This window comes from Mesorhizobium sp. CA4 (genome assembly GCF_020165075.1).
Classification (GTDB): Bacteria; Pseudomonadota; Alphaproteobacteria; order Rhizobiales; family Rhizobiaceae; genus Mesorhizobium.
On sequence record NZ_JAIUHK010000028.1, the window covers coordinates 1 to 19,581 of the forward strand.

The 19,581-nt window shown below is 61.3% G+C and carries 17 protein-coding genes and 1 pseudogene; 13 read left to right on the forward strand and 5 right to left on the reverse strand.

Going from position 1 to position 19,581, the window contains the following annotated elements; all coding sequences use genetic code 11:
• The 3 genes from LB528_RS21375 to cyoD all read left to right on the forward strand — a co-directional run.
• The coding region (locus LB528_RS21375) for a cbb3-type cytochrome c oxidase subunit I (RefSeq protein WP_224716216.1) at positions 1–1,446 on the forward strand (1,446 nt) is incomplete at its 5' end.
• On the forward strand, positions 1,443–2,108 hold the full coding sequence (cyoC, locus tag LB528_RS21380) for a cytochrome o ubiquinol oxidase subunit III (protein WP_224716217.1): 666 nt from the start codon (positions 1,443–1,445) through the stop codon (positions 2,106–2,108). The genes LB528_RS21375 and cyoC, both read left to right, overlap by 4 nt.
• Positions 2,108–2,518 (forward strand): cytochrome o ubiquinol oxidase subunit IV, encoded by a 411-nt coding sequence (gene cyoD / locus LB528_RS21385; protein WP_224517391.1) that lies wholly within the window; start codon positions 2,108–2,110, stop codon positions 2,516–2,518. Before cyoC ends, cyoD begins: the two co-directional genes overlap by 1 nt.
• Before the next feature lie 899 nt (positions 2,519–3,417).
• Here cyoD and LB528_RS21390 read toward each other — a convergent pair.
• Positions 3,418–4,101, reverse strand: coding sequence for a DUF4396 domain-containing protein (locus tag LB528_RS21390; protein WP_224716218.1), 684 nt, complete (start codon positions 4,099–4,101; stop codon positions 3,418–3,420).
• Positions 4,102–4,589: 488 nt separating this feature from the next.
• On the opposite strand from LB528_RS21390, the gene LB528_RS30605 reads away from it, so the two are divergent.
• Both LB528_RS30605 and LB528_RS21400 read left to right on the forward strand, forming a co-directional pair.
• Complete coding sequence (locus tag LB528_RS30605) at positions 4,590–5,009, forward strand: BA14K family protein (protein ID WP_411962229.1); 420 nt, start codon at positions 4,590–4,592, stop codon at positions 5,007–5,009.
• Between the two features lie 284 nt (positions 5,010–5,293).
• Positions 5,294–7,834: a membrane-bound PQQ-dependent dehydrogenase, glucose/quinate/shikimate family gene (locus tag LB528_RS21400; RefSeq protein WP_224517395.1), complete on the forward strand. Its 2,541-nt coding sequence runs from the start codon at positions 5,294–5,296 to the stop codon at positions 7,832–7,834.
• A 146-nt stretch (positions 7,835–7,980) separates the two neighbouring features.
• On the opposite strand, the gene LB528_RS21405 is transcribed toward LB528_RS21400, so the two are convergent.
• Complete coding sequence (locus tag LB528_RS21405; RefSeq protein ID WP_224517521.1) at positions 7,981–8,616, reverse strand: DsbA family protein; 636 nt, start codon at positions 8,614–8,616, stop codon at positions 7,981–7,983.
• Between the two features lie 454 nt (positions 8,617–9,070).
• The gene (locus tag LB528_RS21410) at positions 9,071–9,415 is read right to left on the reverse strand and encodes a TetR family transcriptional regulator C-terminal domain-containing protein (RefSeq protein WP_224716219.1); all 345 of its coding nucleotides are present in this window, start codon (positions 9,413–9,415) and stop codon (positions 9,071–9,073) included.
• A gap of 78 nt (positions 9,416–9,493) precedes the next feature.
• Here LB528_RS21410 and LB528_RS21415 point away from each other — a divergent pair, with 78 nt between their 5' ends.
• Genes LB528_RS21415 through LB528_RS21425 form a run of 3 tightly spaced genes read left to right on the forward strand, consistent with a single transcriptional unit; the run spans position 9,494 to position 12,919 of the window.
• Positions 9,494–10,369: a branched-chain amino acid ABC transporter permease gene (locus LB528_RS21415; protein ID WP_224517406.1), complete on the forward strand. Its 876-nt coding sequence runs from the start codon at positions 9,494–9,496 to the stop codon at positions 10,367–10,369.
• A gap of 13 nt (positions 10,370–10,382) precedes the next feature.
• Positions 10,383–12,224, forward strand: coding sequence for an ABC transporter permease subunit (locus LB528_RS21420; RefSeq protein ID WP_224716220.1), 1,842 nt, complete (start codon positions 10,383–10,385; stop codon positions 12,222–12,224).
• Complete coding sequence (locus tag LB528_RS21425) at positions 12,221–12,919, forward strand: ABC transporter ATP-binding protein (protein WP_224517410.1); 699 nt, start codon at positions 12,221–12,223, stop codon at positions 12,917–12,919. Before LB528_RS21420 ends, LB528_RS21425 begins: the two co-directional genes overlap by 4 nt.
• A 277-nt stretch (positions 12,920–13,196) precedes the next feature.
• Here the strand turns inward: LB528_RS21425 and LB528_RS21430 are convergent, their stop codons facing one another.
• Positions 13,197–13,337 carry a hypothetical protein gene (locus LB528_RS21430; RefSeq protein ID WP_224517412.1) on the reverse strand — a complete coding sequence of 47 codons (141 nt, stop codon included), beginning with the start codon at positions 13,335–13,337 and terminating at the stop codon, positions 13,197–13,199.
• Between the two features lie 1,183 nt (positions 13,338–14,520).
• Between LB528_RS21430 and LB528_RS21435 the strand changes: the two genes are divergently transcribed.
• The 5 genes and pseudogenes from LB528_RS21435 to LB528_RS21455 all read left to right on the forward strand — a co-directional run bounded on the left by LB528_RS21435 (position 14,521) and on the right by LB528_RS21455 (position 18,667).
• Positions 14,521–14,940 carry a hypothetical protein gene (locus tag LB528_RS21435; RefSeq protein ID WP_224517413.1) on the forward strand — a complete coding sequence of 140 codons (420 nt, stop codon included), beginning with the start codon at positions 14,521–14,523 and terminating at the stop codon, positions 14,938–14,940.
• A 62-nt stretch (positions 14,941–15,002) separates the two neighbouring features.
• Positions 15,003–15,248 carry a DUF982 domain-containing protein gene (locus LB528_RS21440; RefSeq protein ID WP_224716221.1) on the forward strand — a complete coding sequence of 82 codons (246 nt, stop codon included), beginning with the start codon at positions 15,003–15,005 and terminating at the stop codon, positions 15,246–15,248.
• Positions 15,249–15,261: 13 nt separating this feature from the next.
• A complete protein-coding gene (locus LB528_RS21445; protein WP_224716222.1) occupies positions 15,262–15,825 on the forward strand; it encodes an SH3 domain-containing protein in 564 nt (187 codons plus the stop codon).
• Between the two features lie 14 nt (positions 15,826–15,839).
• Entirely contained in the window at positions 15,840–17,030 is a 1,191-nt protein-coding gene (locus LB528_RS21450) for an FAD-binding domain (protein WP_224716223.1), read from the forward strand.
• Positions 17,031–17,314: 284 nt separating this feature from the next.
• A pseudogene (locus LB528_RS21455) lies at positions 17,315–18,667 on the forward strand (chloride channel protein).
• A 168-nt stretch (positions 18,668–18,835) separates the two neighbouring features.
• Here the strand turns inward: LB528_RS21455 and LB528_RS21460 are convergent.
• Positions 18,836–19,555 carry a DUF4336 domain-containing protein gene (locus LB528_RS21460; protein ID WP_224517420.1) on the reverse strand — a complete coding sequence of 240 codons (720 nt, stop codon included), beginning with the start codon at positions 19,553–19,555 and terminating at the stop codon, positions 18,836–18,838.
• Between the last annotated feature and the right edge of the window lie 26 nt (positions 19,556–19,581).

The window sequence follows — 19,581 nt, forward strand, 5'->3', positions numbered from 1 at the left end:
GATTATTATCTCTGGTCGATCCAGATCTCCGGCGTCGGCACGCTACTCACCGGCGTCAACCTAGTGACGACGATCCTCAAGATTCGCGCACCCGGCATGGGCTATCTGCGCATGCCTATGTTCTGCTGGACGTCACTCGCCTCCAACCTGCTGATCGTTGCGGCCTTCCCGATCCTGACCGCCACGCTCGCCATGCTGACGCTCGACCGCTATGTCGGCTTTCACTTTTTCACCAACGAAGCCGGCGGCAACCAGATGATGTTCGTCAACCTCATCTGGGCCTGGGGCCATCCGGAAGTCTACATCCTCGTGCTGCCCGCCTTCGGCATCTATTCGGAGATCTTCTCCACCTTCTCGTCGAAGCCGCTCTTCGGCTACCGCTCCATGGTCGCCGCGACGATGTTCATCTGCATCGTCTCCTTCACGGTGTGGCTGCATCATTTCTTCACCATGGGCGCCGGGGCCGACGTCAACGCAGCCTTCGGCATCGCCACCTCGGTCATCGCCGTCGGCACCGGGGTCAAGATCTACAACTGGCTTTTCACCATGTATGGCGGGCGGGTGCGCTTCGACACGCCGATGCTGTGGGCGCTGGCCTTTGTCACCACGTTCATCATCGGCGGCATGACGGGCGTGCTGCTCGCCGTTCCGCCGGCCGACTTCATGCTGCACAACTCGCTCTTCCTCGTGGCGCATTTCCACAACGTCATCATCTCGGGCGTCCTGTTCGCCGCGTTCGCCGGGTTCACCTACTGGTTCCCGAAGGCCTTCGGCTTCCGCTTGCATGAAGGCTGGGGCAAGGCGGCATTCTGGTTCACGCTTGCCGGTTACGTGCTGGTCTTCGTGCCGCTCTACATTGTCGGGCTGCTCGGCATGACCCGGCGCCTGCAGCACATCGACATGGACCTCTGGACGCCATGGTTGATGGTGGCGGCTTTCGGCATTGCGGTGATGATCCTCGGCGCCGCGTGCCAGGTCACGCAGCTCATCGTTTCGTTCAGGCATCGCGACGCGTTGCGCGACGAGACGGGCGACCCTTGGGACGGACGCTCGCTGGAGTGGTCGACGCCCTCCCCGCCACCCGTGTTCAACTATTCGCGGCTGCCGCATGTCGAAAACGAGGAGCCCTACTGGACCATCAAGCAAAGGGCTGTCGACGCGCAGACGCCAGAAACCGAAGAGGACTACGAACCGATCGAGATGCCGCGCAACAGCCCGACGGGATTCGTCACCGCCTTCTTCAGCACGGCGATCGGCTTTGCGCTGATCTGGCACATCTGGTGGCTGGCCATCCTCGGCTTCATCGGCGCCTACATCACTTTCGTCGTGTTCGCGTGGCGCGAGCATGGCGACTATGAAATTCCCGCCAGCGAGGTTGAACGCATCGATCGCGGCAGCCGGGCGGCGCAGCTTGCCTGGATGCGAAGCCGGGAGCGTCCGGCATGAGCGACATCACGGCTGGCAGCGCACCGCGCGATCCTTATCGGCTGGGCCGCAGCCACGGGCTTGGCCTGTTCTCGGCGACCGGGCACGGCGAGGGCGGCCCGGCCTCGAAGTTCGTCACCGTGGCCTACGGATTCTGGATCTTCCTCCTGTCCGACATCATCATGTTCTCGGCTTTCTTTGCGGCTTACGCTGTCCTCTCCAAGGCGACGGCCGACGGACCGACAGGCAAGGACCTGTTCGACCTCACGCGCGTCGCGGCGCAGACGGGTCTGCTGCTCACGTCGAGCTTCACCGGTGGCCTGGCAATGTTGGCGACTCGTCGCCGGTCGATGGCCGCCGCTCAATTCTGGCTGCTTATCACCGGCTTCTTCGGCGCGGCCTTCCTGTTCCTTGAAGTGCAGGAGTTCGCAACGATGGTGAACGAGCAGGCCGGCCCGTCGCGCAGCGCCTTCCTCTCCGCCTTCTTCGCCCTTGTCGGCTGCCACGGCACCCATGTCGCGCTCGGCCTGCTGTGGCTCGGCACAATGATGGCTCAGCTTTGGGTGAAGGGGTTCCGGCCGGAGATCTTGCGCCGGGTGCATTGCTTCAGCCTTTTCTGGCACGCGCTAGACATCATCTGGGTCGCCATCTTCACGCTGGTCTACCTGCTGGGAGCATCGTGATGAGCGAAACGGACACTCGCAACGACCAGCCGCTCGATCATCGCGACGTGGCACCGGGTGAAGAGCGCATCGAGGAACATGAGCTCGCGGGCGGCCTTACGGGTTACCTGCTCGGCTTCGGCCTGGCGATCCTGTTGACCGTCGCCTCCTTCCTCGCCGCGCAAACCGACCTGATCTACCAGCCGGCGGTGATCTCAGCCCTGACGGTGCTCGCCATCGCGCAGATGGGCGTGCACCTCGTCTTCTTCCTGCACCTCACCACAGGCCCCGACAATACCAACAATGTGCTGGCCCTCGCCTTCGGCGTCCTGATCGTGGCGCTGGTGGTTTTGGGTTCAATCTGGATCATGGGCCACCTGAACATGAACATGGCCGCCATGACGGCCCATCAGGCAGCAACGATGCCTTAGCTGAAAGTGATCAAGGTCGGCGAAGAGCAAGCTGCGCAGCATTAAGGTCGACCCAAAGCTTCATCTGCCCAGGCTTCCGGCGCGGTCGCTCCGCATCCTGGCCGAACCGTAATGGCACAGAGAGCCCAGGCCAAACGGTTCAATCCTGCGGCTTCACCGCCCACTGATTGCGACCAGCACAGCTATTGCCCCTCCGTGCGGGTAAATTCGACCGGGGATCGGGCACTAGCGATTAGTCTCGCATTTGCAGTTCAGCAGACCTTCTTGAACCGCCCCCATTCTATTCGAAAGGCACCGCGACAACCGCCCTGCCTTTCGAAGTCATCCTGCAACTCCTCCCACGTTCCAAGATATTCTCCGCAGTCACTGCAGACGATCGGAGTGCTTAGGGACACATCTTTTGGGATCCGCAGCCTGATTTTCAGGCAGCGGGGGGCACTCCAACCGTTCATTGAGATATTGATCCTGAGACATGTTGCCAGCACTCCATTGTAATTCTTATCGGGCTGTGCGGACGCGAACGTTCCCGCTTCAGAACACGCTCCTTGCAGCTGCGATTCCTGGATCCCACTGCGCTTTCGGCCAAAGCGGAGCCCCGCCCCTGAACAGTATTCGTCGAGCGCAAAAGGTCGTGAAAGCACTGCGTCCGGCCGGGAATGATCGGTGACCGTTCCCATACGGAACTTAGGTCATGCGATGTAGGGATGTAGGCCGGTAACCGCCGAACACGCAGAATTGACGGGCCAAGCGATAGCGCCCATGCAACTCTGCCAGCGCCTCAGCGCCACCACCATCTATGTCACCCACGACCAGGTCGAGGCGCTCGCTACTGGCACGTCCGCTTTGAACAGGAAGCTGGCCAGCAAGTCGAGGGCTGCTCGCGGTTTACCGGCCCGCGGCTACATCTTTTCCTTGATGCCGGCCTTGAGCAGCCACCAGTTTACGGGATAGCTGGTCAAGAAACCAGCGATCATGGCGAATTGCATCATGAACCAGAACTCGACCGAGTCAGCTGCCAGCGAGAAGCCGAGAACCGGCCGAAAGACTCCGAACTGGGCGAATGCCATGAAACCGTACATGCCGACTTGCCATGCCGTCAGCGACAGCGCGTCGGCCTTCAGCGCCTCAATCAGGCCATCCCTCACCGAGAGACCCCGCATCGGCCTGATGGTGAAATATTGAAAGGCGACGCCGAGGAGGAAGGCGAGCATGTAGTCCAAGATCCAGACAGCGAACATCTTCTCGTCAAACAAATTGCGCCATCCGAACCAGAGCGCCACGCCGGGAAAAAACGTTGCGAGCGATTCCGCCACGATGTCACCCAAGGTGCAACCGGCCCCACAATGCAGCGCGCCCTTGCCGACCATCACAGAGAAGGGTGTGTCGGGCGTGCTCCGCCGAGACTTGGTCGCGCTGCCGGCAGGAGATCTTCCGAATTTCAAGTAGCCCCACAACAACAGCACCGTTCCGAAAAGCGCGGCGACGGGCCAGACGATGTTCATGATCCACATTGGTTGCGGGCGGCGCGTCTCATCCCACCCAATCCAGCCTGCCACCAGAACGCCGCTGACCAGCGAAAGCACACAGCCAGATGGGTACCAGGTCGTTCCGGACCTTTCGCAAGCCCAATTCAGGTGGAGGTCCAAGCCGAATCCGGCTTGCGACCGCATAACCCCAGCCCTCGCGTCGGCAATCAATCGCCCACCAGGCCGGGGATCTCGTGTCACGGTGCAGCCGGCTGAACAGCAGATGCGTCGTAGCGGCCGGGCCGTTTCGTTGACGAGTGCTCACGCGTTTGGGAGCCAAGCGCCTAAAGATAGCGGCCGGATTTGTTCCAGAGAGTGTCACTCTCGAGCTGTCGTTGCACTGCATCGAAAGCAGGCCGCAACGGCACTGCCCAACCATATAGCAGCGCAACCCTGGGGCGGAATTTCGACAATGAAGGGATGCGACCGCTTCCACAGCATGATCGGGGCCAGAGGAAAAATGGTCAAATAAACTTGAGCGGTCGAACGGAACAAACGCAATCCTCTCTGGTTCGCCCCTTATAGAGCGGTATCGGGAGGAACTCATGTTAACTCGTTCTACAATCATCGGCGGCCTTGTCGTGTGCCTGCTTCTGGCACAACCCGTCGGTTCAGCTGTCGCTGCGCCGGCCGTTATCTCGAGCGCGCCGGTCCCTTCTTATGTGACGCAGGCGCGGTACCACCATAGCCATCGCTTCATACTGCGACGGAACCATGCATACTGGCACGGCCACAGAGGCTACCGGCATTATCGGCCGGGTTATCGCCGATATAGTGGATGGTGGTTTCCACCAGCGGCATTCGCCTTGGGCGCCATTGTCGGCGGCGCCCTCAACCAGCATGGCCCCGTATCCAGCCGGCACGTCCAATGGTGCTATGACCACTACCGATCTTACCGAGCATCGGACAATACATTCCGGCCCTACCACGGCCCTCGCCGGCAGTGCCGATCCCCTTATGAATAGGCTTGTAGACCGCCAAGATCAGCTGGTGGACCTCAGGCCAAGCAGGTGTGGAGCCGAACGTGACTCGCGGAATAGCAATTGCCCTGATTGTGGTCGTCGTCCTGATCGCCGGCTTTGTCGTGCTTGGGGGCGCCGGGTCTTCCGCGGGCGGATCGGGCGGAGAGACCCCGCACGCCCTTGATACGCGCCCATAGCAGCAAGTTCGCCGGCTAGCCTGGCGCACATTGCCCTTCGCCCCGCCGCGGATCGGGGCCGATCAATCATTTCCAACAGGAGGCTGCCCGATGTATCGGCTTGTGCTTTCGGCAATCATCATATTGACAGGCGCTGTCCTTGTCCTCGGAGGCCTCTGGTTGGCTGCCCTGGGCGGTAGCTGGTTTTATGTTGTGCTGGGCGCGATGCTCGCCGCGTCCGGGGTGTTGATCGCGATGCGCAGACCGGCTGGAGCGGGCCTTTACGCGGTGGCGATCCTGGCCACGCTGTGTTGGGCCTTATGGGAAGTTGGCTTCAACTGGTGGGCGCTAGCACCGCGGGGCGGGATGCTGCTGGTTCTCGGTATCCTCGTACTCCTGCCGGCCATCATAAATGGCTTCAACGCGCCCTATCGGATCACGGCCGGGTTTGACGCCAACAATGCAGCGCTCGCCGCAGTCATCGTGTTGGCGGCAGCTGTAGGCGTCTATTCGATGTTTCAGGATCCAGACGACGTTTCTGGCACATTCAATCAGGAGCGCATGGCGGCGGCGGCGGCGGCAACGGACGAGGGAATTCCGCCCGGGCAATGGGTCGCCTATGGCCGCACCTCGATGGGCCAGCGCTTCTCGCCGCTCGCTCAAATCACGCCGGCGAACGTCGACAAGCTAAAAGTCGCGTGGACCTACAAGACCGGACAGATACGTGACCAGAACGATCCCCAGGAAACGACCTATGAGGTCACTCCGCTTATGGTCAACGGCACGGTCTACATTTGCACTCCGTTCAGCACGGTGATAGCCCTCGATCCCGAGACAGGCAAAGAGAAATGGCGGTTCGACCCCAAGCTCAAGCAGCCGCCTCGGGACACCACCCAGCATATGACCTGCCGAGGCGTGGCCTACCAGGAGGTCACACCGGCCGGCCTGCCGCCGGAAGTCTCCCTCGCGCCTGACTCGGCCGCGGCCGGCGCCAAGGCTGCCGCCGATCTCCAGCAGAGCGTCGACGAAGTGACGACCCAGGCCGCTGGCGTACCGCAGAATGTGGTGACCGGGCACGCGCAAGCTGGAGCTCCCAATCCGGTGGTCGACCGCGAGCAGGCTCCAGCGCACGTGACCCTGAGCGCCGAATGTACCAGGCGACTTTTCGTCCCCACGTCGGATGGCCGACTGATCTCGATCAGCGCCGACTCCGGCAAGCTTTGTCCCGGTTTCGGCGGTGCGGACGGCACGGTAAACCTATGGGCCAACATGCCCAACGTCACGCCCGGCTCGTTTTATTCGACGTCTCCTCCAGTTGTCGCTGGGAACCTGATCGTCGTCGCCGGAGCAGTCAACGACAATGTTGCGACGACGTCGCCATCAGGCGTGATCAGGGCCTTCAACGCCTATACGGGGGCACTGGTTTGGAATTTCGACAGCAAAAACCCGGATGCGACCGCTCCAATTCCCAACGGCCAGACCTATTCCCACAATGCTCCCAACTCGTGGAGTGTCGCCAGTTATGACCCCAAGCTCGGGCTGATCTATTTTCCAATGGGGAACGAGTCGCCCGATCAGTTCGGCGCCAACCGCGGACCGAATAGCGAGCGGTTTTCGTCCTCGATCCTGGCGCTGCATGCCGACACGGGACAGGTGGCGTGGGTCTTCCAGACCGTTCATCACGACCTATGGGACTACGACGTGCCAGCTCAGCCGAGTCTGGTTGATCTGACGATCAACGGGCGAGAGGTCCCGGCCCTGGTGGCTCCCACCAAGCAGGGAGAGGTGTTCGTCCTGAACCGCCTTACCGGCGAACCCGTTTTGCCGGTCAAGGAAGAGCCTGCGCCGCAGGGCGCTGTCGGCGGGGACCACACATCGCCAACGCAGCCACACTCCGCGGTGTCGTTCAGGCCAAAACCACTTACCGGAGCAGACATGTGGGGCGCCACCCCCATAGACCAGCTTTACTGCCGCATTCGCTTCCATCAACTCCGATACGACGGTGCGTTCACCCCGCCTTCGCTCCGGGGCAGCATCGTCTATCCGGGCAACTTCGGCGTCTTCAACTGGGGCGCTCTTGCCGTCGATCCACAACACGACATTGCCTTCGCCATGCCGGTCTATCTGGCTTTCACCTCGCAACTGCTGCCCAGGCCAGACGCCACAACCCGCGTTGTCAGCAAAAAGGGCGCGCCGGTGTTCAATGAAAACTTCGGCGCTCCATTCGCCGCCAAGATGGGCCCGTTTTACTCCTTTCTCGATCTGCCGTGCCAGCGGCCACCCTGGGGGTACGTCGCTGGCGTGGATTTAAGAACGGGCAAGACGGTATACCGCCATGTCAACGGCACCGTTCGCGACCTTTCTCCTGTCCCGCTGCCGTTCAAGATGGGAGTCCCAGGCATTGGCGGCCCCATTGTCACCGCGGGCGGTGTCGCCTTCCTCAGCGGCACGATGGACAACTACGTCCGAGGCTATGATCTTCGCACAGGCCGCGAAATTTGGCGCGATCGTCTGCCGGCGGGCGGGCAGGCTACGCCGTCCACGTATCAAGCTGCGGATGGCCGGCAGTATCTGGTGGTGGTGGCCGGCGGTCATGGGTCGACTGGCACAAAGGCAGGCGATTCGATCATTGCCTACGCGCTGCCTCGTTGACTGCTGCAGTTTCAGGCTAAGGCGCGCCCCCGAGCGGCGTCCAGGCTCCGCGGTCGGCCGGGATGCATCTGCGGGCGCGGACTAGCCGGAGCCTGACGATCCCGCCGTTGAGCGAGGTTTCATCGTGCGATCCACCGAAAGCCACTTCAACCTCTCGCTCGACAACCCCGCCCCAACAGGATGCATAGGCCTCGCGGCCAGGTGGCATCCGCTCCGGACCGAGTTCGGGCGCGTAGTCGCGCACTCGTTCCAGCAGCGCCTGCCAGGGCAGCCAGCCAACAATCCAAACCGGATTTGTATGAGGGCGGCACAAGCAGAGGCAGAGAAACCGCCCCACGCCGCGAATCTGGCTTCACGCCCATCTTGTTGAAGTGCCGCCTTCGCTTCGGGACCGGTAATTCATCCACGAAGCGGGCGCTATCGAAGTCGGGGCGAGCTTTGGCAAGCTCACCGGCAAGTTCGACCAGCACTTCGTTGCGCGCAACATTGCGCCCTTCGAGCATCAGTGCTCGCCGGACCTGACGGAGATAAAGATCGCCGGCGGCGGGCGACTGCAGCCCCGCGGCGTTGACCGCAAGGCAAGCAGGCCATGAAGAGGCGGGCGGGTCGTTTGCCCAGATCATCGGCTCGACGGGCATTCCGGTCACCGCGCTGGCCTGGACCCATAGCGGCGCCATCTGGATCGGCCGATGGATGCCAATCATGCCGCCCATCCGCAGCCGCAAGGCTACCTTGCCCCGAAACCCGTAACGCAGTCGCCGTAGCTGGGCCCTTGAGCCCAGCTACGGCGACACAGCGGATCGGTGAAATAGGAAATCAATGACCGGTCGCTGCCCCGGCGGCTCGCGGTCTGCCATGGCAGTGTGCGTCACGCCATCTCAGACCTGGGAAGTGTCTGGCTTCACTGGACTCTCCAGTTTGTCCTGCGGGTATGAGGACCATTGTGCTGCGACGGAAGCCGTCTTGGATTTGACCTCTTCACTGCGATTTTTCGACATCTCCTCGTTTTTTGCGGCGACTTGCTCTGCGTCGATTTCACCCCTTTGCGACGCCCGGCTCGTCCGGTCGCGGCGAACGTGAAAACCAAACTCACAGCGCCGATCTGCGGAGCTGCGGCCGAAAAGTGCGTCGACATTCTTGGTGGGCACACGTGCTCTGCCCATGGATCCGCTTTAAGAAATCGTTACGGCAGATGAGCCAACGTAGCGGCCGGTTCGCACAGCTCCCAAATGAATATCAAACCGAGCGCAAGTAAAAATCCAGCATTGCTGCAAGTGGCTCGGGGCTTTTCCTTAGGCGGCTGCGAAGCGCGGCCCCCTCCCAGCAATCCACCAGGAGATCCGCCATCCTTGCTGTGTCGACGTCGGGCGCGATGGCGCCCTCTTCCTTGGCCGCATCGAGGCAGAGCTGGAGCCTTTGTGCAATCGAGGAGAAGCACCATTCAATCTTCTCCCTGAAGACGTCACTGATGCCTGAGAGCTCCTGTCCGAGCCCGCCCATGAGGCAGCCCAGATAGCCTTCCTGCCGATAGCTCTGCTCCACCTGCCGGAAGAAGGAGCGAATGCGTTCCAGCGGCGGCAATGCAACATCGGCAATGCAAGCATCAAGCGTGGCGTGAACGTCGGCGATGTAGGTGTCAACCTCACTTCGGGCGGCAGCGTGATCAATTGGGCTAATTTCCTATCGCAATGCTTCAACGGTCTGGTGCTTGGCGGGCTGCTGGCGCTGATTTCGTCCGGCCTGACGATCATCTACGGCACCCTCGGCGTCCTGAACCTGGCGCATGGTGCGATGTTCATGCTCGGCGGATATGCCGGCTGGGTGGCCTATGACTACACAGGCTCTTTCATCGTCGCGCTGATCGCCGGCTCGCTTTTCGTCATGCTGGTCGGCGTGCTGATGGAGAGGCTGATCATTCGCTATTTCTACTCGCGTCCGCAGGAGGATCAGATCCTGGTTACCTTCGGTCTCGGCATCGTCTTCGTCGAGACGGTACGCTTCTTCTTCGGCAGCCTGTCGAAGACGGTGCCGCCGCCGGCGCTGTTCCAGGGCATCACCAATCTCGGTTTCATGGTTTATCCGACCTATCGCCTCGCCTCGCTCGGCATTGTCACGGTGGCGCTGCTGGCGCTCTATCTCGTCCTCTACCGCACCCGCCTCGGCATGATCGTGCGTGCCGGCATAGAGGACTCCGTCATGGTCGGATCGCTGGGGATCGACGTCTACAAGGTGTTCATGCTGGTGTTCGGCATTGGCGCCATGGCGGCTGGCTTCGCCGGCATCGTCAATGCGCCGGTGGTGTCGATCGCGCCGGACGTTGGCGAGGCAATCCTGGTACAGACCTTCGTCGTCGTCGTCATCGGCGGTGTCGGATCGTTCCCGGGTGCGGTGCTGGGCGGCATCATCGCCGGCGAGATCATCTCCATCACCTCGATGTTCAACCCTGGCTATGCGTATGTCATGCTTTTCGTGGCGATGACCGTCGTGCTGGTATGGCGTCCTTACGGACTGCTTGGCGCGGCAGGGCGCGAGTGAACGCGGTCCGCTGATGAACCAGAAGCATCCCTTTCTCGTCGTCGAGGTGCTGACAGCGATCGCGTTGATCGCCGCACCCTTCATCCTGCCGCACCTCGGCTTCGCACCGACAACCATCAATCGCATCCTGATCTGGGGGCTGTTCGGGCTCGGATTCGACATCCTTTTCGGCTACACTGGCCTGCTTTCCTTCGGTCAGTCCGCCTTCTTCGGTACCGGCGGCATGTTCGCTGCCTATCTGTTGACCGAACTGGACTTTCCTTACGTCATGGGCGCAATCATCTTAGGCGCCATCGTCGCCGGCCTGGTCGGCTACCTTGTTGGGCTTGTCGCGCTCAGGCGGACAGGCATCTATTTCGCCATGATCACTGTGGCGATTTCGGAAGTTTTCTTTTTCGTCGAATTCAACCCGCTGTCTCGCTACACCGGAGGCGAGAATGGCCTGCCGGGCGTGCCGACGCCGAGTGTATTTCTTGGGTTCACCACGCTGACGTTCCATTCCGACAGGGCCATGTACGTTTTCCTGGCGTTCTGGTATTTCGTCGGCCTGGTGGTAGCGCTTCGCATCGTGCGTTCGCCGGTTGGGGCGATCCTTTCTGCCATCCGCGACAATCCGCTGCGTGCGGCGGCACTCGGCCACAACATCCACGCCTATAAGCACACTGCCTTCGTGGCAGCCGCGATCTACGCCGGCTTTGCCGGCGGACTGCTTGGCGTGATGCAGGGATTCATGCCGCCGGACGCTTTCATGTTCGACACTTCAGGCCAACTCGTCATGCAAACTGCAATAGGCGGAGCCGGGTCGTTGTTCGGGCCGCTGATCGGCGCGACGGTGTGGCTTTTCCTCAGCGATTTCTTCCAGAACACACTACACCTAGGCGCGACATGGAAGCTGGTTCTCGGCATCGTGTTCGTGCTGCTTGTCGTTTTTCTGAGGCGCGGCATCGTCGGCGCCATTGCGGATCTCTACCGCATGGCTAAAGGCGCAAGGAACGCGACGGAACCGGCCGAGAAGCCGATGGCCGCCCCGGTGATCACGCCGGTTGCCACCGAGGCGTTGCTGCCGCCACCCCGTCCGACGCACAGCGCTTCCAGCCCTATCCTTCGGGCTACGGGTTTGAGCAAGCGCTACGGTGGTCTGATGGCCAATAGCGATATCGATTTCACGGTCAATCATGGGGAAATCCGCGGTATCATCGGTCCCAACGGCGCCGGTAAAAGCACGTTCTTCAAGATGCTTACCTGTGAGGTCCCGCCAAGCTCGGGCAAGATCATGTTCGAGGATCGTGACATTACCGGCATGAGCGTGACGGACGTCTGCCAACTCGGACTGACCAAAAGCTATCAGATCAACCAGCTCTTCGATCGGCTGACCGTCGGTCAAAACCTCACGATTGCTGCACTCGGCGAAATCCGAGGCAAATTCAGACTGGACCTTTTCCGCAACATCCACAAAATCCCTGGCCTTGCCGAGCAGGTGGAGCGCACGCTGGCTCTGGTGAACCTGATGCACCGCCTGGACACGCCGGTTTCGGATCTCGCCTATGGCGAGAAGCGGCGGCTGGAGATCGGGCTAGCGCTCGCGACCTCGCCGAGCCTGCTGTTGCTGGACGAGCCGCTTGCCGGCATGAGCCCGAGCGAACGCATCGAGACGGTGGCCCTGTTGAAGTCGATCGCGCGCGGTCGCACGATGATCATCATCGATCATGACGTAGATTCCCTGTTCGAACTGGTCGAAACGGTCACTGTTCTGCAAGAGGGCCGCGTGCTCGTTCATGGCACGCCCCAAGAGATTAAGTTCAATCCCCAGGTTCAGGAAGCCTATCTCGGCGGCGTCCACGGAGAGATGGCATGAGCCTTCTCGAAGTCAAAGGACTGAATAGCTACTACGGGGACAGCCATATTCTGTTCGACGTATCGCTACGCGTGGAGAAGAACGAGGTTGTCGCGCTTCTCGGCCGCAACGGCGCCGGAAAGTCCACGACCCTCAAGAGTCTGATGGGTATCGTCGCGCCGCGTTCAGGCAGCCTCAAGCTCGGCGGCGAGGAACTGGCGGGCAAAAAGGCGCACAGCATCGCCCGGATCGGTATGCAGCTGGTGCACGAGGAGCGGCGCATTTTCGGCAGCCTGAATGTTGAGGAGAACCTGATCCTCGCCGGCCTGACAGCCGAGAACAGGTGGCCCCTCGAGAGAATTTACGAGATGTTTCCGCGTCTGAAAGAGCGGCGCGCCAGCCGCGGGACTGACCTCTCCGGCGGCGAACAGCAGATGCTGGCGATTGCCCGCGCGCTCGTACGTGACCCCAAGATCATACTGCTCGACGAGCCGTTCGAAGGGCTTGCGCCGGTGATCGTCCAGGATCTCGTCAAAGCTTGTCGCGAACTTGCCGAGGCCGGGCGGACCATGGTCCTGGTGGAACAGAATCTTGCCGCAACGCTGGCGCTTGCACAGCGCGTTTATATCATCAACAACGGGCACATCGCCCAGGAATGGACGGCAGCCGAGGTCAAGGCCAGGCCCGAACTCCTGCAACGCTACCTCGGGGTTTGATGGGAGCTGTCCGCGCAAGTAGCGGAAAACCAATTCGCTCGCAGGTCGCGTAACGCGAGTTTCCCAACCAGGCCCGAGCTTTTGCCGTGGTGTTCTTTGGAGAAGCAGGCCAGCTGTCTATCCACAGGCCTGGACCGATCCGATGAGAGCGGAAATTCTCCTTCCTGCTGTAATTCCATTCAATAGTCCCGAACGTCGACGAGACGGCTGCCTCGGACAGTAGCCACCACGAGCCGGCCGTTCGGATGGTATTTCGGTAATGCCGCCGCCTGATCTTCTATGGTTGCACCATCAATTCCGCATAACGCACCCCGAGCAACCAATTCTGGCCAATCCTGTCGCCCACGACGGCAATGTAGTCCCCGTCGGCCGGGTAACCCATCAAGCCTATCTGCTCATATTCTTCCAGTTCGCGCATGTTCGTTTACATCTCTCCGAAGGACATCGATTTCAAATCTATGGGTGGCAAGATCCCGCGCCTGTCGTGGGCGACCCGGCACCACCCCAACGGGTGCCGGGCCGCAAGGAAGTGCCCGCGCGGTCGCACTTCCTCGAACACACCTGGTGGGTCATCGAGAGCTGCTCGACCGAGGCATCGACGACTCGTTGGCGCAAGCCACGAGCGCAAGTTGTCGCGTGGCTCCGGCTTGTTGCCGGGCTTGAGACAGCGATACGGCTCTATGCTCCTGAGCAAGACCTCTCATGGCGGAGCGCGCCGCGGGGGTGATCTCGTACGCGCCGCAAAAGGCGCATTGGAACTCTGCCTGCCGGTGCGGCAGATCGGCTTCCAGGGTGGCTCCCTCACAAATCGGGCAAGTTGATGGATAATATTTACGGCCTTTGTCAAACGGCAAAACGTTCATTCGCGGGCACCGCTTTTTTAGGATTAAGTTCTGTCGTACACTTGCGCACCCTCTAGCGGCCCAGCGGTTGCATGGAGACAACAACCGCTGGGCTGACGGGAGCGTCGTTCCGAACGCAAAGCGCTCGCCGTCATGGCTCGGTCCGTTACCCCCGGTACCTCCTCCGACAGGCATGCTGGGTTTGTCGGACAGGCCGAAGGTTCGCCCTTGCTGTTCGACTTACCAGGCAGGCGGGCGAACTATTCCCGGCCTGACGACGTTTTCTTGAAAATCTTTTGCAAGGAGAGCGCCGGGCCTGATCGCAGACGCCGAGGCCGACATGAAGGCCTGGACGGCTTCCGGGCCGGCGAATAGCGAACGGTACCTTCCGGAACAGCGATGTTGCGGAGTCTCACATAATCGCGGCGGCATGGAATAGTTTCGGATCGAGCTCGGTATATGCGGCAATGAGGTGAAGTTTGTCCGTGCTCGCCACTTTGTGCAATTTTCAGGTGCTCAGGCATAGCGTTTCTGGCGCTGCAATGTGGGACACGAACCCACGAGGATCTCCATCGACGCGCTCGAGATCGAAAGTTCTGCCACTCGGACCCGGCATCCCCCTGCCCCGCCTCTTGATCTGGGTCGCCCCCGCCAAGAAGACCTCACCATGTCGGTCGCTAGGCCGATCGCCACATGATCAGCGTCCACCCGGGCGCTGGAAACCAACCTGAAACACAGGCGTCTCAAAGGGAGGAAACTATGGAACAACCGCTTTCACAACGCTTCGACGCTTACCGACCGTCCAAGACCCTGTGGTTCTGGACGGTCGTGTGTGCCGTTGTGCTGACGATGATCATCGGCTTCACGGCCGGAGGCTGGACGACGGCTGGAACGGCAGCCGAGATGGCCAAGACATCCGCCCTCAAGGCAAAGGCCGAGCTGGCAGCTAATCTCTGCGTCCAGAAATTCATTACAGCCTCCGATGCCAGCGACAACCTCGCCAAGCTGAAGGAAACCTCTTCTTATCAGCGAGACAGCTTCATCAGCGACGGCGGATGGGTGAAACTGGCCGGGATAAGGAGCGATGTGCCGGGTGCGGCGGATCTGTGTGCCGATAAACTGTCAGCGATGGACACTATCCCGACGAACGGCGTGGCTCAGGAGAACACCAAGAGCTGATGAGTTTGGTTTCGCCCGGCGGACGTTTGTCGCCGGGCGCAACTCGCGACGGAGGCGCAGCCATGTATGAAGCGTGGTTTTCAAGGCCCGTGCCAGTGGCCACCGGCGTGTCCGGTGAGATCAACAACCTTTCCAATGCCAGGCAGGCCGTCGACCTCCTTTCCAACCACTGGCGAAGTGCGGGAAGCCCGAAGCATATGGCGGCGCTCAGGGCTTGCCGGCAAGCGATGAACGGTGGTATCGCGGCTGACGTCGCCAGGGACGCCTTGGTCGACGCGGCTCGAGAGGCCCATATGCTCGTCGAGTAAGTTGCGCGTCGCCATGGCAAAACGCGGAGCTCCGTTCGGCTTCCTGCCGGCCAGACGGCAAATTAGACCTCGCGGGCGGCTTGGTTTCGTCCGTGTCACCCTTGCTATTCTGTTGGTCGCAGCGTCGGCCAACGCCACGGGGGGCCGAGCAGAAGCTGGCTCGTTTCCCCTGCCTCGTTTTGTCTCGCTAAAGGCTTCCTCCGCCAATCTGCGTGTTGGGCCAGGTGTGGGCTATAGCATCAAATGGGTCTTCAAACGACGTGGCATCCCCCTGGAGATCTATCAGGAGTACGGCAATTGGCGCCGGGTGAGAGATTGGGACGGAAGCTCCGGCTGGATCCATCACTCGCTCCTGTCAGGACGCAGAACTGGCATCGTCGCTCCCTGGTCAAAAGATCGCCTCGCTTTGTATGCGAAGCCGGCGGCGGACAGCGCCATCGTTGCTTGGCTCGAGCCTCGCGTTGAGCTCAGGCTGAGCTGGTGCGACGGACAGTGGTGCGCGGTCGCGGCCGGTCCCTCAATGGGCTTTATCAAACAAGCGGGGCTGTGGGGCGTCTACCCCGGTGAAGTGCTCTAGATTGGTGACTCTACGTGGCGGACCGAACGGTGTTGATTTCAGGTGGAGGAATTGCCGGACCGGCACTGGCCTTTTGGCTTGCAGCCGCCGGATTCCGGCCGACGCTGATCGAACAGGCGCCCCAACTGCGCACCGGGGGGTATGTCATTGATTTTTGGGGTCTTGGCTATGACATCGCCTCGTGGATGGGCCTTGAGGCAGAGATCAATCGCATAGGATATCACGTGCGCGAAATGCGCATCGTGGGTGAGAACGGCAAGCGTGTCGCAGGCTTTGGCACAGACGTCCTCAGCGAGCTGACAAACGGCCGCTACGTGACCATCGCACGCAGCGATCTCTCGCGATTGCTCTTCGAAAAGATCAAAGACACCACCGAGGTCATTTTCGGCGATGAGATCGTCGGGCTCGAACAAAACTCGGACGGTGTTCGGGCGCAATTGAAACGTGGAGGCGAACGCGACTACTCCCTGATAGTCGGCGCCGATGGCTTGCATTCAGGCGTTCGGCGGCTCGCGTTCGGGCCCCAGCACCAGTTTGAGAGGAAACTCGGCTACGCCGTCGCGGCGTTCGAGGTCGAGGGTTACCGGCCGCGCGATGAAGATCTGTATTTGATGTACGGCCTGCCGGGGCGGATGCTCGGCCGTTTTACGCTGCATGGCAACCGCACCCTTTTCCTGTTCGTCTTCACTGTTGGTGAGAGTCCTCTGCCAAGGGCCCTGGACCTGCAAAAGGAGATGCTGCGCAACGAGTATGCCGACGGCGGATGGGAATGCCCTCGCCTCCTGGAGGAACTGGGCCATACCGATGAGCTCTACTTCGACAGCGTCAGCCAGATCGCGATGAGCAGATGGTCCAAAGGTCGCGTAGCGTTGACCGGCGATGCCGCATTTTGCGTTTCCCTGCTAGCCGGACAGGGTTCGGCCCTGGCCATGATTTCCGCCTACGTCCTGGCAGGGGAGCTCTTAAAAGCCGATGCTCGACATGAAGAGGCTTTCGGCAGCTACGAAGCGCTTCTACGGAACTACATACGGACCAAGCAGCACGGAGCAGCGAGATTCGCCAGCGCCCTGGCGCCCAGAACGCGGCTCGGACTTTTGTTCCGCAATCTGGTGACAAATGCATTTATAATACCCGGCCTGGCGCGTCTGGTGGTCGGAAAAGAAATTACTGACGCACTGCACCTCCCCGACTATCACTGGCGTTAGCCGGTCCTAGCTCCGCCAGCACCGAACATCTCTCTTGGAAAGCGACTCCCAAGCCGTTGCCTGGCGGTAGATCGGGCTGCAAGCCTCCACTTCTCGGAAGGCAGGTTGCCGCTGCTCTGGTCGGTGCCCGGCATGGGTAACTCACGCGGACGACTGCCTCCAAGAGCCCAGCTGCTGAGACGGGTATTTGATCCTCGTTTCCCTTCTTTGGTCCGCTAGTTCGGCTCGGCCGATTTGATCAGCGCCGTGCCTGTGTTAGGGCAGGTTTTCCCACGAGGACAGGCATGGCAGGCATCTCACGAAAATACCCCATGCTGCGGCGCTCGCGGGCAAAGTGGACCTCGCGTCGCATCTGGCAACCGCGGCTTGTCTTCTGGGCTGGAGCCATCTCGATCGGATTGATCAGCGTGCTGTTCGCGGCACTCGCAGATCAGGCACAGGGGCTGTTTCGTGCTCTTGTCGGCAGGGACACCGGCTGGCGCTCTTACCTGCCGTTGGTGATGACGCCGCTCGGCTTCGTGCTCTGCGCCTGGTTGGCGCATGTATTCTTCCCGGGCTCGCAAGGCAGTGGCATCCCGCAGGCGATCGCCGCCCGGCACTTGCGCGACGAACACGATCGCAGCCGTATCCTGTCGCTGCGGCTGGCAGCCGGCAAGATCGCGCTTACGGTGATAGGTCTGTTCTGCGGGGCCTCGATCGGACGAGAGGGGCCGACGGTACAGGTTGGCGCCTCGCTGATGCTGCAAGCTGCGCGCTGGGGTGGCATGGCACAGGCACGCGGCCTCATCCTGGCCGGATCGGCCGCAGGCATTGCCGCGGCCTTCAATACACCACTTGCCGGCATCGTGTTTGCCATAGAGGAGATGGGGCGGACCTACGAGGCGCGTACCAACGGACTTGTGCTTACCGCGGTGATACTCGCCGGCCTTGCCTCACTCGGCCTCGTCGGCAACTACAGCTATTTTGGCATCGCCAAGGACACGGTGGCATTCGCCGCCGACTGGCCGTTGGTGATCGCCTGTGGTGTCATCGGCGGTGGCTTCGGCGCGCTGTTTTCGCTGCTTGCTTTGACGGCCACACGCCGGATCCGGCGCTGGAACGCGCTGCAACCTCTCTGGCGAACACTGGTCGTGGCAGGTGTTTGCGGGCTTGCTGTGGCGGTAACAGGAATCGCATCGGGCGGACTCACCTTCGGCACTGGCTACACGCAGGCCCGCGTGGCTATCGAGGGAACCCCTTTGCCTGCATTCTTCTTCCTGGAGAAATTCGCGGCCGGCGTCCTGTCGATGATGTCCGGTATCCGGGAGGCATCTTCGCGCCGTCGCTTGCGGTCGGAGCAGGGATCGGCAGCACACTCGGACTGGTCCTGGGCACCGGTACGGGCATCGCGGCCCTGCTCGGCATGGCTGGCTATTTCGCCGGCGTGGTGCAGGCACCAATGACGGCTTTCGTCATCATCCTCGAAATGACCGGCAACCACGACAACGTCATTGCCCTGATGTGCGCGGCGATGTTGGGCTACGGCACGGCTCGCCTCGTCTCACGCGAGCCGCTCTATCACGCGCTATCGCGTGTTCGTGGCCGAGGCGATCCGGAGGCGCAGGCTGGATGGTGCTGACGATGCAGTCAAACCTTAGCCGCCAGGGGCAATATAGTTGCGCACGAGCGATCGAAAGCCCGCACCAACCCGGGCTTCGAGGAACGGCGTCGATGGCGCCGAAGGCTGTCGGCGCGGCAGTCAACAACAGCGTGATTTTCTACCAGCCAGCGCCCGCGTCTCACTTCCAATCAAATGACGTAAAGCCTCACAGCACCCAGCGGAACGCCCGCCTCAACTCGGCAGTGCCGTCTTTGTCATACCATCGGCCATGCGAGATGATGACACGCTCCGGATGCCAGGCGAGCATCTCTTGCACTGCCATGCGCAGCGCCCTGCGGCGTCGGAAGAAGCTCAGCCGCATGTCGATGGGTGCCTTGCCGTCCGGGTCGGCGGCGCCTGCGAGTCTTACGAGCAGTCTCAAGAACCAGCTGTGCACCCGCTTTGGCTCGAAGTTCTCGATCAGGTCGGTGAGGATCAGGGTTCGCGTGGCGCGGTGGAACAAAACAGCTTCGGTGAGCACGGCGCCGCGAACCACCAAAACGTCGACTTCGCCAGGCCATGGCGAGTGCCGCCCGACCAGAAGCCGGTCCACGGCTATCGGACGTTTCGCCCGCTTCTGCAAACGGCGCACGGCCAGAACTTCGGCGCTGGGAATGGCGGCCTTCCAGTCCGGCACCCACCGGTAGTGCAATGAGTTCGGAGCAATCAGAAAACGGACCGGGCCGAGCACATCGACGGCGGATCGCAGCGCCGGGGTCAGAGGTACCGGCGAGTGGAGCGCCAGATCGCCATTGCGGAGCCGCATAACCGTCATGCGGGTACTGAAGGGAAATTTCATCAAGCCGAGGTCAAAGTCTATCCGCGGTCCATCCACGATCCACACGTCCGGTGCGACCGGCTTGAGAACATTGATCGGCTCATACAAGTTCAACGCGGACCGACCGTTCAGAG